Here is a 13,606-nt window from a genome sequence, read left to right as displayed (position 1 = left end):
ATGTTAAAAAACTAATACGATATAAACTGCTAAAAGTGGCTACTTTCAGGTACTAAATTTAATTTTTTTGATGATAAATAGAAAATGGATTTGCCAATTATCCATATGATGGTGACGGAAGCTGTACCCCAACTTGCTTACAATCAATGGAAAATGTGCTTTTTTTATAGATGAAGTTAACCGATAAATTGTTACACTAGTAAAGTATAGAAAAAAGGCTGGTTCAGTGAAAATAACTGTTGTGAATGTTCGGTCATTCATGTACTTTCGTGCTCTTTTAAGTATATGAATGAACCTGATAGAAAAGTCCCTGGCTGTCAATGAGCTATTCAAAGACCTGGCAATTGAAACCCAACAGTTTAATGAGCAGAGCCAATTAAAATGCCTTACCGGCTGCGGGAAATGTTGCGCCAATCCTAAAGTACCAGCTACCGTGCTGGAGTTTTTGCCATTGGCTTTTGAGCTTTATCACACCGGGGTTGCAGAGGGACTCCTGGCTCAGCTAGAGGAATCTGGGGAAGACAGTTATTGTGTCGTGCTTCACCAGATGACCATTGGAGGAAGTGGAGGGCTTTGTAGTCACTATTCCCATCGTGGACTGATCTGCCGGCTTTTTGGTAGTTCGGCCAGGCGGAATAGGGAAGGCAAAAAAGAGTTGATTACCTGTAAGCTGATCAAAGAGGACCAGCATGACCGATACCAAATGGTAAGTACTGCGATCCAAAATGGAATGGAAGTACCGGGAAGTGCTGACTATTATACTCGCTTATATGCGATCGATTTTCATCTTGCTGAGCAGCAGCTTCCCATCAATATGGCCATCAGAAAAGCATTGGAAGCGGTGTATTCCTTTTATTATTACATAGAAGGAGAGGCGGTATAAATTTTTAAAGCATGGTTTTTGATGTATATTGTATTGAATTTATCTCAAAGAAATAATTTTTCATAATAACCGAACTATGATGCTTAACTTCTCTGAAATAATCAATACAGTAAAAAAGCTCATCGAAGTAAAGATTCAGATGCTCAAAAAAGATATGCAGGATGAACTTTCTGCCGTCATCACGAGAGTAGCTATTCTTTCTATGATGGTGATTGTGTCGGTATTGATCTTGCTTTTTGGGAGCATTGCCCTTGCCTTTTATTTTGCCGAGCTTACCTATTCCAATTCACTTGGGTTTTTATATGTAGGCCTGATGTATTTGGGCATCCTGATTTTCCTTTACATCACCAAGGATTCCAAGGGGATCCAGAAGAATGTGGGTGCTGTGCTGAGCGCATTCCTTTTCTTTCGCAAAAAAAACAGTGGCGACCATGAGTAAAGTAGATCTTAAAAAACAAGAAGAGGACCTGGAAAAGCAACTGGACCAGCAGCTGGGGCTTCTAAAGCAGGAATCTGTTTCCTGGGCAAAAGTTGGTGGTGCCGTATTGGCCGGCAGTATGCTTGTTTATGGAACAAAAAAATTGTTCAAAGGCAAAAAGAAGAAATCTAAAAAGGTTTCAAAAAAAGCGAAGCAAAGCAAGCAGGGCTCAACTGATTACATTGCCCCGCCAAAGCCTAAGAAATCCTCTTTTGCAGGTGGTTTGGGCAAGCGTCTTTTTATGGTGGCCTTAACACTGGGCCAGGCTAAATTGGTTGATGTTTTGTCCAAGCAAGCAAGTGATGCCAAGAAAAAGTAAGTCCATTATTGCTGCTGCGCTAAGCGGGCTACATAAGAATGGTGTGAAAGGTGTGGCGCTGCTGATCGATCCGGAGAAGTGTGGAGAAGAGGAAGCATTGGAGCGATTGGTCAGATTGGCAGTGACCCAGAAGGTTGATTTTATCTTTTTGGGCGGTAGCCTTATTGACGAGAACAATTTGGATGCCCTTATCCAAAAGATCAGGATTTATGCCCAGAAAATCCCCGTGGTGCTCTTTCCTGGAAATGTCATTCAAGTAAGCAGCAAGGCCGATGGTATCTTGTTTCTGTCCCTGATATCTGGAAGAAATCCAGAGCTTCTGATAGGACAACAGGTGACGGCTGCACCATTATTGGAAAAATCATCACTGGAGGTTCTCCCCACCGGGTATATGCTGGTCAATGATGGCCAAATTACAAGTGCCAGTTACATTAGTCAGACCATTCCCCTGCCCAATGACAAACCTGCATTAGCAGTGGCAACAGCCCTGGCCGGGCAATTTATGGGAATGCAGTATTTTTTCTTGGATGCTGGAAGCGGTGCCAAAGCTCCTGTGCATAAATCTGTGATCAGTGCCGTCAGTAAGAAGATCGATGCCCCGCTGATTGTGGGTGGAGGAATTGATACGGTGGAAAAAGCTAGAAATGCTTGGGAGGCAGGTGCAGACCTTATTGTCTTGGGCAATGGGACCGAAAAAAACCCCGGCCTACTGGCCGAGGTGACTGATTTAGCGAAGGTTTATAATTTATCACTGAACGTTAATTAGTGACTCCCTCCTTCGCATTTTTCCTGCTGGTAATCCGTACATCATTTTAAATCGTCGACAGAAATAAGCGGTATCTTTATAGCCTACCTCTTTTCCAATGTCTCGAATGCTTTTCTTGGTAGTGCGGAGTAGTTCGACAGCAGCTTCCATACGCTGGTATTCGATGTAATCCTGCGGGTTGATACCTGTAAGCATTTTGAAGTATTGGCCTACATAATCCTCAGAAACATTGGCTACTTTTGCCAAGATCTTGTTTGAGAGATCACCTCCGATATTTTTCTTGATATAATTAAACATATCAATCAAGCGAGGGTCTTTGAAGTAAGTACTGTTCGTCGACATTTCTTCCACAAACAATCGGTTTTTCAAAATGTGCCTTACCAGTTCCACGACCAGTAATTCAGTGTGGATTTTGATGACACGTTCCTTACCAGGTGTATTTTGCTCAGATTCCTTGACCACATCTTCAATAATGGATGCAAGGCGATCGTTAAATCTAATAATGAATGGAGGGATACCGAGAGAATTGAAGAAATTAACAACATCGAAGACTTTGGCCTCAAATGTTACTAATGTGATGCAGTCTTCTTCGATGGATTTAATGTCCTTAAAGCTTACGGATTGTAAGTGTTTCTTTTTATTTTCCAAAAAGCTGTTGTTAGACATCTCATTCCTTTTGGTAGCTTGACCAAAGGAGACCTTACATGCTCTACCGGCTGGAATAAACAAAATTTCGCCTTCGTTGACAAGTTCTTGTTCATCACCAAACTTCAATGTTCCTTGATGTAATAGAATAACGGTGTTTTCAGGTTCTAAGTAGTCCGTCACGGTAATAGGTCGCTCTACTTTGTAGTTATTCCCCCTCGTATACCGCACACCCACGGATTCTATGACTTTATTGTAATATTCCATGACAGATGTTATTATGTTGATACTTGTAAAAGTATGACTTTTTTAATTAAAATATAATAAAATTAACGAAAAATTCAACATCAGCCGAATGATTATGTGAATTTTAAGGTTATGAGGCTGTTTTTTGTTTTTGGAATTTTATCTTAATAAGTTACGGGATATAACTATTTTTTGAATCTCACTCGTTCCTTCGTATATCTGGGTGATTTTAGCATCTCTCATGAGTCGTTCTACATGATATTCTTTGACAAATCCATAACCGCCATGGATTTGTACAGCTTCAATGGTAGTTTCCATTGCGACCTTGGAGGCGTACAGTTTCGCCATGGCGCTGGCATGGGCGTATGATTCGCCCCGGTCCTTTAGCCAGGCTGCTTTCCACACCAATAACCTTGCCGCTTCTATTTCTGTGGCCATGTCTGCTAGCTTAAACTGGATGGCTTGGTGTTGGCTAATGGCTTTTCCAAATGCCTTTCGCTCCTTGGAATATGCAAGGGCCAGCTCATAAGCTCCACCGGCTATTCCCAGTGCTTGTGCGGCGATGCCTATTCGTCCACCATCCAAGCTGTGCATGGCGTAGGTAAAACCAAAGCCATCATCTCCAATCCTATTTTCTTTGGGCACTTTTACGTCATTGAACATCAGTGAATGGGTGTCAGATCCTCTGATTCCCAATTTGTCCTCTTTCCTGCCCACTTGGAAACCTTCCATGTCTTTTTCTACGATGAACGTGGAGATACCCTTATGTCTTAACGCTGGATCGGTCTGTGCCATGACCAAGTACACGCTAGCGGTGCTGCCATTGGTGATCCAGTTTTTGGTGCCGTTCAGAATGTAATGATCTTCTTCTTTTTCGGCAGAGGTCTTTTGGGATGTGGCATCGGAACCTGCTTCAGGTTCTGATAGACAGAATGCTCCCAAAATTTCTCCTGCCGCTAAGGGCTTTAGGTATTTTTCTTTCTGGGTCTCTGTGCCGTATTCTTCCAGTCCCCAGCATACCAGGGAATTATTGACAGACATGGCCACCGCTGCAGAGGCATCTATTTTGGAAATTTCCTCCAAAGCAAGCACGTAAGAAAGGGTGTCCATTCCTCCGCCGTTGTATTCAGGAGAGACCATCATGCCCAAAAAACCCAGTTCTCCCATTTTCTTGACCTGTGCATGGGGAAACATAGCGTTGGTGTCTCGGTCTATCACACCGGGAAGTAGTTCCGTTATGGCAAAATCTTTAGCAGCAGCTTGTACAGCTAGGTGTTCTTCAGTTAGGGTAAATTCCATGCGATTTGGGTTTACATTGATAACAGCAAAGGAATATAGTGTAAAAAATTGTATACCGCAATGTATCCTTATTAACATGAGCTAGTCAGCTATAACTTTATCCAACGAATAGTTTGATGTATACTGCTGTCCGAAATGCGGATGATGTAGATCCCTTTAGGGAGAAGGGGTAATTTTTCTTCTACCCTCCGGATGGTGTTTTCGCTTTTTCCATTTACCCCAAAGACTACTCCTCCTTGGACATCCAAGATGATGCATTCAATATGGTCGCCTTGCATTTGGCGGGAGATGCTTAAGTGGACATTTCCGCCGGAATGGGGATTTGGGGAAATGGTATTGTAATTGGTCTGTGCTTGTTTTCTATACACATGAAAGACCGGTGTAAAGTCCTCCTTTCCTGAAGGGGAAAAACTGGCTATCCTATAATAGGAATATCCATGATTTGGAGGTGTTTCGTCCGTAAACTGATAGGTCAAAACTCGCCCAGAGATACTTTCAGACGTGATTGTGCCTATGGGTATAAAGTTATCCACATTGTGAGCAGAGCGATAGATTGTAAAGCCTTTCACCCGGCTGTCTGCAGGTACCTCCCATTGTAGGATGTTGCTTTTTCCGATGGCTTCACCTTGATAGTTTAACCAAGCGATGGGTAAGATAGTGGCCACCCGTTCACTTCCGATGGTGAATTTGTTATGGTGGAGAGCATTGCGCCGTAGTCTTCTTTTTGCCCAAAAAGTACCGTTTTCATCCAGGCCACTTAGATGACTGCCTGCTGCAGGTTCGTGGTCAGCGACGATTCTCAGATCGTTCACGTCATCGACTATAAGTTCATCGGCAGCGATGCGAATATTGATGAAATTGTTTCCACTAGAAAATCCTGAGAAACTGAAATAACTATACAATTGGTATAATATCCACGTGCCGTCATTGTCGAAGAAGTCTGCATCATGATCGACACCGGGAAGTTGGGTGTACTGAATCGTGAGGTTTTCGCCACCAGTATCGTTGGCTCCCAAAACCTGTAGCAGTCTCACTCCTTCCTCATATTTATCTACAAAGGGGAAGCTGGCATTTTGGACCGTTAAAGAATGAGGTGTGCTGTGGTAATGCAATGACTGGAGATCATGCCACTTCCCAGCCAAGTACTGGTATTCTCCCGATCCGGCTGCGTTGATCGTCATTTCATTTCCGCTAAAATCCAACTCCCCCGCCGTCATAATAAAGTCACGCAAAATAGTAAGGTCACTGTCAAGGTGTACTTTTCCGTTAGATTTATTCATTTCCAAATCCCTTGCAAGTAGTGCCATGCCGGTGATTTCTTGGTTTTCTGTCCCTTCTATGGACAGTGAAGTTGTGTTGGCATTAATGTCTCCCGTGCCGGTATTGGCCATGTTTCCTAAAAGAATGAGAGTGGGGGGAAGTATTTTTTCAGCATCACCTTTAAAAGTAACATCATGGTATTGTATGGGTTGCTGGACGCCAGGCATAGTGCTGGTGATAAACCCCTGGGTACCTGAAGCTCCAACATAGCGTACTTCTCCCAGCAGGTGTATATTTGCAGCATTGATCTCGGGGTTTGGGCCATGTAAAACCAATGTCCCGCGATCTGAAACGGTGACTTCTAGAGCGGGTAGGGAAGCGGATCGTTGGACAATGCTTTCACTGCAATAGCTCTCCAGCGTGGCATTGTCCTCGATGACCAGGCTGCCATATGCTCCAGGTACGGCGGGGTCGTTATTGAAGGAGAATGTGGAGCAAGCTCCCCCTGATGTTTCTTGGATGACGGTTCCTGAGGCGACCACGATCCTACTGGCCTTTATAGATTCTTGGACCGTGAGGGTAGCTCCAGGATCGGGAGCGAAAACCAGGGTATACCGGCTCCGTGTGGAAAAAGCACTCCACGCTCCTTCCGGTACGGCGACTCTTGATGTTCCTTTGAATATCAGTTTGCTCTCTTCACTATCACCAATCCAGTCGATATTGTTCCAGGTTCCTGATGGTGAGCCTGGAGCAGCCCCTGAAAAGGCATTCAGGCTACCAAGGAGAGCTAGCTCAAAGCCATTTAAATTTAGTTTTTTGCCAGTTCCCGTTTCAGCATTCAGGTAGAGTGATTTGACAGTTTCATTTTGGGTGAGGGTGACTTCATGGTCAAAATCGATATAAACATCATTGGCCTCATTGGGAGGCTGGGTAGCTGTGTTCCAGGTGTTTCCATTGTATATTTCCCAAATGGCCACTTGGTCATAATCCCCGCTTGTGATCGTCCTGTATGCATTGACTTCTTGACCGTATGTAGGAGCTGAGAATATACCAGATACAATAAAAATTACGAATAATATCTTGTAAATTCGTTTTGGATTAAAACCGGCTTGGTTGGTAAGTAGTATTTTATAATCAAGTTGAAAAAAATTGAACATCATCATCCATAAATATAAGTCTGACAATGAAAAAATCCGTCTTACTTTTTACCATTATCCTATTGGCTTTTAGCCAATTATATGCGAAAAATTACAGGGTGAGCCTTCTGACCTGTGATCCAGGCGGAGAACTTTACAGTGTGTTTGGTCATAGTGCTGTGCGGGTAACCGATATGGAGACGGGTAGGGATCTGGTGTATAATTATGGCACCTTTGATTTTAACCCTAGTTTTTATATGAAATTCGCCAGGGGAAAATTGGACTATTGGCTGTCTGTAAGTCCTTACGATCGGTTTATCGGACACTATACCTATCTGGGGCAGGCTGTGCGTGAGCAAGTACTTGATCTCAATGACCAGCAGGCCGCCAAAATGGTGGAGTTTCTACAGATCAATTACCAGCCGGATAACCGCTATTACCGTTATGATTTTTTTTATGACAATTGTGCTACACGGATTCGTGATATGCTAGAAACCGTGCTGGGCAAGCAATTGGAGTGGAATGATCCAGAGGGGGAAGAAGAAAGTACCTTCCGCAACCTCATTGATGAATACGTGTACCCGCTTCCTTGGGGCGATTTGGGGATTGACCTGGCCTTGGGCAGTGTGATCGATGTGGAGGCAAGTGAACGTGAAAAGCAGTTTTTGCCAGACTATATGGAAGCGGCATTTGATAGGGCCGAGATCGTGGGAGATGGACCCACGCGGCCTCTTGTAAAAAGCCATATGACCCTGCTGGACCTGCCACCGGTGGATGTGGCTCCTAGTCTTTTCAATCCTTATTTTCTTTTCTGGGGTATTGCCATTTTCTTTATGGTGATTACCTATATTGGATTTAGGAAAAAGCGACTTTTTATTGGTTTTGATCAGGGTTTCTTTGGGATATTGGGCGTGTTGGGCATTGTGGTGGTATTGCTTTGGTTTTTTACCGAGCACACGGCTACCAAGTACAATTGGAATTTGCTTTGGGCATTTCCGCTACATGGATTGTTGGTTTATGGCTTGGGGATGAAAGTTCCCGCACCTTGGCTCAAGAAGTACCTGTTGTTTGCGCTGATCATGGCAGATGCGGCGGTTGTGTTTTGGATTTTGGGATGGCAGTCTTTCCATCCCAGCGTATTGCCGCTGATCTTAGTGGTGATCCTGCGGACCAATTACCTGTATTATAATGTGGACAGAATCAAGGCCCAAAGGAGGATAATCAGCGGTTAAAAAACTTTTCACCCGTTCCGATACGTTAGTGTAAGGATACCGAAGAAATACTATGGATTTTAAGATCATTTCAGATTATAGCCCCACCGGTGACCAGCCAAATGCGATCAAAAACCTAACCGAAGGGATTTCCAGCGGAGAGCCATCGCAGGTACTGTTGGGGGTTACCGGCTCAGGAAAGACCTTTACCGTAGCCAATGTCATCCAAGAGGTGCAGCGCCCGACATTGGTACTCTGTCATAACAAGACCTTGGCGGCGCAGCTTTATGGGGAATTTAAGCAGTTTTTTCCGGACAATGCGGTAGAGTATTTTATCTCTTATTACGACTACTACCAGCCAGAGGCATTTATACCCACCAGCGGCGTGTACATCGAAAAGGACCTGTCGATCAATGAGGAGATCGAAAAGCTTCGTTTGAGTGCTACGTCGGCCTTGCTGAGCGGTAGACGGGATGTGATCGTGGTGGCCTCTGTTTCCTGCATTTACGGCATTGGTAATCCGGAGGAGTTTGGCAAGAACGTGGTGAACCTGGAGGAGGGACAACGGATACCGCGAAACCAGCTACTGTTCCAGTTGGTAGACATCCTGTACAGCCGTGCCAATGCGGAGTTTAAGCATGGTACTTTCCGTGTAAAGGGGGATACAGTGGACATCTTTGTGGCCTATGCAGACTTTGCCTATAGGATCTATTTCTGGGGGGATGAAATCGAAGCGATCCAGCGGATTGACCCTGGGACAGGAAAGCGGATCAGCAGTGAAAAGCAGATCACCATTTTCCCTGCCAATCTCTTTGTGACGGGCAGGGACACGATTGATGTGGCCATCAAGGAAATTCAGGACGACTTGATGAGCCAGATTTCTTTTTTCGAAAAGGATATGCGGCTTGAAGAAGCCAGCAGGCTCAGGGAGCGTACGGAATTTGATCTGGAGATGATCAGGGAGCTGGGCTATTGCTCAGGAGTGGAGAATTATTCCCGGTATTTTGATCGGAGGTCGGCAGGGGCGCGTCCTTTCTGTTTGATGGACTATTTTCCGGATGACTATATGCTGGTGATCGATGAGAGCCACGTGACCGTGCCCCAAGTACGGGCCATGTGGGGCGGTGACCGTTCCAGAAAAGTGAACCTTGTGGAGTACGGATTTCGACTTCCTTCAGCTTTGGATAACCGGCCACTGAAATTCGACGAGTTTGAATCCCTGACCAATCAGGTCATTTATGTAAGTGCCACCCCAGCAGATTATGAATTGAACCAGACCGATGGTGTGGTGGTGGAACAGATCATTCGCCCTACAGGCCTATTGGATCCATTGATAGAGGTACGGCCCAGTGGCGACCAGATCGATGACCTCCTGGAGGAAATCGATCAGACTATAAAAAGCGGCGACCGTATTTTGGTGACCACCCTTACCAAACGAATGGCCGAAGAGCTCAATAAATTTCTGGAAAGGGCCGGGATCAAGTCCCGCTATATCCACTCAGAGGTAAAATCCCTGGATCGTGTGGAGATTTTGCGTGAGTTGCGCCTTGGGGTTTTTGATGTATTGGTGGGGGTAAACCTGCTGCGGGAAGGGCTGGACTTGCCAGAGGTTTCCCTTGTTGCCATTTTAGATGCGGACAAGGAAGGTTTCCTAAGAAATGAGCGTAGTTTGGTACAGACCATTGGCCGTGCGGCACGGAATGAAAATGGAAGGGTCATCATGTATGCTGATCGCGTGACGGCTTCCATGCAGCGTGCCATCGATGAAACCAAAAGGAGGAGAGGCATCCAAATGGCCTATAATGAGGAACATGGCATCACACCCAAAACTGTCATCAAGTCCAAGGACAAAATCATGGGGCAAACGAAGGTGGCAGATAGTAAGAAAAATGCCAAATTCTACGATGATCACTTTACGGAAGAAAATGCCTACGCGGCAGATCCCGTGGTACAATATTTGAGCACGGACAAGCTCGAAAAGCTGATCCCCCAAACGCAAAAGCAGATGGAAAAAGCCGCCAAGGAACTCAACTTTATGGAAGCGGCCCGCTTGCGCGACGAGTGGCAGGGACTCAAAAAACGATTGGAAGAGCTCAAACGAATGGATGGATGAAAAAAATTTTAATATTACTGGCATTCCCACTGTTTTTGTGGGGAGGTCAGGAAGTCATGGCACAGCAGGCCGAAGGCAGTTATTTGGTTTCTGGTGCCTTGGATTTGGTGCGTACGGATGCACCAGGAGTAATCAAACGCTATCAATTTGGCTTGGAAGCCAACTATTTTCACTGGTATAATATTTCCTTCTCGGGTGGATATGAATTTAACTATAACCGACCCAACCAAGTGACACTTGGGGGAAGGTATTATCCGCTAGAACCTGCTTTTCTACGGGTACGAGGCATGATCGGAAAGGACAGTGACATAGCACTTGGTGCGGGGTATACGGTTAACCTTTCTTACCGTGTGCGGCTAGAAGGGATGGTGGATTATTATGCCGTGACCAATGTGGCTGGTTTGAGGGCCGCCATTGGTATATTGATCAACTAAAACAATTCTCGACATGACACTTCAGGAGATCACCAGGCTGGCACGTCAAGGTGAAGGGCTACATATCGAATTTAAGAAGAAGGTCGCTCACCCTGACAAGATCGTTCGTGAAGTGATTGCCCTGGCCAATACGGAAGGAGGCTATTTGCTGGTAGGAGTGGATGACGATGGGACAGTGAGTGGCCAGCGTTATGTGGAAGAGGATGTCTATGTGCTGAACAAGGCCATCAAGGAACTGATCCGCCCTTTGGTGGATTTTGAGCACGTTGTCATTCCTATCACGGAAAAGAAGGGCGTGGCGATTTACCATTTTTATAGAAGCCCCAAAAGGCCTCATTACTTATACGATGAAGGCCGAAAAAGGTCCTTTGTGCGGGTAGAGGACAGGACGGTCCAGGCCAGTAAGGAAGTATGGGAAATTTTAAGAAGAGGCAAGAAAGAGAAGGATATCATCTTCAATTATGGTGAAAAGGAAACTAAATTGATGCATGCCCTTGGCGAGCGAGAGACGATCACCCTAAAAGAATACTCAAAAATGGCGAGATTGCCACGGTTTATCGCTTCCAAGACCCTCGTGAGATTGGTGCTCGCCAATGTGCTGCAGGTTATTCCCCAAGAGCAGGAGGACCTTTTTAAGCTTAAGTCGAATTAGAAACGATTCTATCAAATAACCCGATTGTGGGATTTCCGCTGGAAAATCACTTAAAGAATATGCGATTAAATTGTTTTCAAAAACTCTTTCAGATAAAAAGTCCAGAGTAAAGTTAACGTTCGCAACGTAAGGAAAGCCGTCCCCGATACTGTCGGGGACGGCTATACTTTCTCGCAATGAGGGCTTGATATCAATTTGATAGTCGACTCAAGTAGATAAGCTAAATCAATGTTTTACCACTGAAACAACTCGTCATTGAGCCGTTGGAGGGCTTCATTTTTGAACTTGGTGTCTAGGAGGATAGAGACGTTATTTCGGCTACCGCCATAGGAAACCATCCTGACAGGGAAGTCCTGTAGTGCTACGACTACCTCTTTGATCATGCCAGTGTTTTCGGCGATCATATTACCGGCCACGCAGACAATGGTCTGGTGATAGTCAATTTCAGTATTGCCAAATTTCTCAAGTTCCATGATGATTTCTTTCAGGTGGGTGTCATCATCAATGGTCACCGATACCGCCACTTCAGAAGTGGTGATCATATCGATTGGCGTTTTGTATTTTTCGAAAATCTCAAATACTTTTCTTAAGAACCCATAGGCCAAGAGCATCCTGCTGGATTTGATTTTTACGGCGATGATACCGTCTTTGGCAGCAATGGCCTTTACGCCTTTGCCTGTTTCCTCAGCGGTAATGGTGGTGCCGGGAGCTTCAGGCTGCATGGTGTTCAGCAGTTTTACAGGGATATTGTATGTTTGTGCTGGCCAGATGGAAGCAGGATGGAGGATCTTAGCCCCGAAATAAGCTAGCTCGGCAGCTTCGTCAAATGACAGCTGGGCGATAGGACGGGTTTTGTCCACCACTCTTGGGTCGTTATTGTGCATGCCATCGATATCCGTCCAGATCTCTACCACACTGGCTTTGATGGCGGCACCGATGAGTGATGCCGTGTAATCACTTCCGCCGCGCTTCAGATTATCCACTTCATTGCGATGGTTTTTGCAGATATATCCCTGAGTGACAAAGAGCGTGTCTTTATCGTAATTTTTCAGAATGGCTTTAAGCCGATCGCTGATTTTGGCTACTTCTGGTTCAGAATTTTCATCAATGCTCATGTATTCCAAGGCAGGCAGGAAGATAGCTGGAATGTCCTTTTCCTCTAGCAAGGTGTAGAAAAGCTTGGTGGAAAGCAGTTCCCCTTGTGCCAATATATCCCTGTTGATGGCTTCATTGAAAGAGATTTTGAGGATGATGTTTAAGAACTCAAAGTGCTCTTTGATGATTTTTTCGGCCTTTTTGCGCCCGGCTTCTGATTCGAGCAGTTCCTTATAGAATTCTTGATAATGGGCATGTAGCGTATCGATGCGCTCCTTTGCCAAGTCTTTTTTGCCTTCAGCAAGGGCTTCACCGATGCCTACAAGGGCATTGGTTGTGCCAGAAAGGGCAGAAAGTACGATGATTTTTCTGTCGTTATCACGTGTGATCAGGTCTTTTACCTGGTGCATTCTTTCGGGTTTGCCTACTGAGGTGCCCCCAAATTTCATGATTTTCATGGGATAAGTGGAATGTATGTTAATGGTTTGTTTTGTTCGGATTAGAATCCCAGCATTTTGATGGCAGTGATAGCGGCTTCATCGCCTTTATTGCCATGTTTGCCTCCGGCGCGGTCCAATGCCTGTTGTTGGTTGTCAGGAGTAAGCACACCAAAGATGACTGGTTTATTATATTTCAGTCCTACGTTGGTGATACCATGTGCCACGGCGTCACAGATGAAATCAAAATGCTTGGTTTCCCCTTGGATGACGCATCCAAGACAAATGACCGCGTCGATTTCCTTTACCTCTGCCACCCATTGGGCACCAAGGGAAAGCTCAAAGGAACCTGGGACATTTTTCCGGAAGATGTTCTCTTTTTTAGCTCCATGGCTCCTTAGGGTTTCCACGGCTCCCTCGTAAAGGGATTCGGTGATCTCTTCATTCCACTCTGAAACTACGATCCCGAACGTTTTATTACTGATATCGGTGATGTTTGTGTCAGAGTGCTGGCTGAGGTTTTTAAGTGATGTTGCCATTTTTTATATGTTATTGGTATTTTCTAAATGGGTATAAATACAAAAAGAGTAAGACCGTCTGGCCTTACTCTATTTAAATGCTGTTATATCACT

The 13,606-nt window shown here is 45.0% G+C and carries 13 protein-coding genes; 8 read left to right on the top strand and 5 right to left on the bottom strand.

What is annotated here, in order from left to right:
* Positions 1–289: 289 nt before the first annotated feature.
* From FKX85_RS04350 to FKX85_RS04335, 4 genes are all read left to right on the top strand, one after another.
* The gene (locus tag FKX85_RS04350) at positions 290–883 is read left to right on the top strand and encodes a YkgJ family cysteine cluster protein (protein ID WP_229239760.1); all 594 of its coding nucleotides are present in this window, start codon (positions 290–292) and stop codon (positions 881–883) included.
* Positions 884–959: 76 nt separating this feature from the next.
* A complete protein-coding gene (locus tag FKX85_RS04345) occupies positions 960–1,322 on the top strand; it encodes a phage holin family protein (protein ID WP_141613566.1) in 363 nt (120 codons plus the stop codon).
* The gene (locus FKX85_RS04340; RefSeq protein ID WP_141613565.1) at positions 1,315–1,680 is read left to right on the top strand and encodes a hypothetical protein; all 366 of its coding nucleotides are present in this window, start codon (positions 1,315–1,317) and stop codon (positions 1,678–1,680) included. Before FKX85_RS04345 ends, FKX85_RS04340 begins: the two co-directional genes overlap by 8 nt.
* Entirely contained in the window at positions 1,664–2,446 is a 783-nt protein-coding gene (locus FKX85_RS04335; RefSeq protein WP_229239759.1) for a geranylgeranylglyceryl/heptaprenylglyceryl phosphate synthase, read from the top strand. The genes FKX85_RS04340 and FKX85_RS04335 overlap by 17 nt, the downstream gene beginning before the upstream one ends.
* Here the strand turns inward: FKX85_RS04335 and FKX85_RS04330 are convergent.
* From FKX85_RS04330 to FKX85_RS04320, 3 genes are all read right to left on the bottom strand, one after another.
* On the bottom strand, positions 2,429–3,358 hold the full coding sequence (locus FKX85_RS04330) for an AraC family transcriptional regulator (RefSeq protein WP_141613563.1): 930 nt from the start codon (positions 3,356–3,358) through the stop codon (positions 2,429–2,431). The two genes, FKX85_RS04335 and FKX85_RS04330, sit on opposite strands and share 18 nt — an antisense overlap.
* Before the next feature lie 138 nt (positions 3,359–3,496).
* Positions 3,497–4,636, bottom strand: a complete 1,140-nt coding sequence (locus tag FKX85_RS04325; protein WP_141613562.1) for an acyl-CoA dehydrogenase — start codon at positions 4,634–4,636, stop codon at positions 3,497–3,499.
* Between the two features lie 89 nt (positions 4,637–4,725).
* Positions 4,726–7,059, bottom strand: coding sequence for a T9SS type A sorting domain-containing protein (locus FKX85_RS04320; RefSeq protein ID WP_141613561.1), 2,334 nt, complete (start codon positions 7,057–7,059; stop codon positions 4,726–4,728).
* Between the two features lie 20 nt (positions 7,060–7,079).
* Between FKX85_RS04320 and FKX85_RS04315 the strand changes: the two genes are divergently transcribed.
* The 4 genes from FKX85_RS04315 to FKX85_RS04300 are packed head-to-tail and all read left to right on the top strand — an operon-like array spanning position 7,080 to position 11,442.
* Entirely contained in the window at positions 7,080–8,264 is a 1,185-nt protein-coding gene (locus FKX85_RS04315) for an Lnb N-terminal periplasmic domain-containing protein (protein WP_141613560.1), read from the top strand.
* Between the two features lie 52 nt (positions 8,265–8,316).
* Complete coding sequence (gene uvrB / locus FKX85_RS04310; protein ID WP_141613559.1) at positions 8,317–10,356, top strand: excinuclease ABC subunit UvrB; 2,040 nt, start codon at positions 8,317–8,319, stop codon at positions 10,354–10,356.
* Positions 10,353–10,790, top strand: a complete 438-nt coding sequence (locus tag FKX85_RS04305) for a hypothetical protein (protein ID WP_141613558.1) — start codon at positions 10,353–10,355, stop codon at positions 10,788–10,790. The genes uvrB and FKX85_RS04305 overlap by 4 nt, the downstream gene beginning before the upstream one ends.
* A 13-nt stretch (positions 10,791–10,803) precedes the next feature.
* Positions 10,804–11,442, top strand: coding sequence for an AlbA family DNA-binding domain-containing protein (locus FKX85_RS04300; RefSeq protein ID WP_141613557.1), 639 nt, complete (start codon positions 10,804–10,806; stop codon positions 11,440–11,442).
* 233 nt (positions 11,443–11,675) lie between these two features.
* On the opposite strand, the gene FKX85_RS04295 is transcribed toward FKX85_RS04300, so the two are convergent.
* Positions 11,676–12,995 (bottom strand): aspartate kinase, encoded by a 1,320-nt coding sequence (locus FKX85_RS04295; RefSeq protein ID WP_141613556.1) that lies wholly within the window; start codon positions 12,993–12,995, stop codon positions 11,676–11,678.
* A 41-nt stretch (positions 12,996–13,036) separates the two neighbouring features.
* Complete coding sequence (gene ribH, locus FKX85_RS04290) at positions 13,037–13,513, bottom strand: 6,7-dimethyl-8-ribityllumazine synthase (RefSeq protein WP_141613555.1); 477 nt, start codon at positions 13,511–13,513, stop codon at positions 13,037–13,039.
* Positions 13,514–13,606 lie beyond the last annotated feature (93 nt).

The sequence above is a fragment of the Echinicola soli genome (assembly GCF_006575665.1).
Taxonomy (GTDB): Bacteria; Bacteroidota; Bacteroidia; order Cytophagales; family Cyclobacteriaceae; genus Echinicola; species Echinicola soli.
The sequence above is the reverse complement of the archived record's forward strand: the minus strand, read 5'-3'. Positions and strand labels throughout refer to the sequence as shown.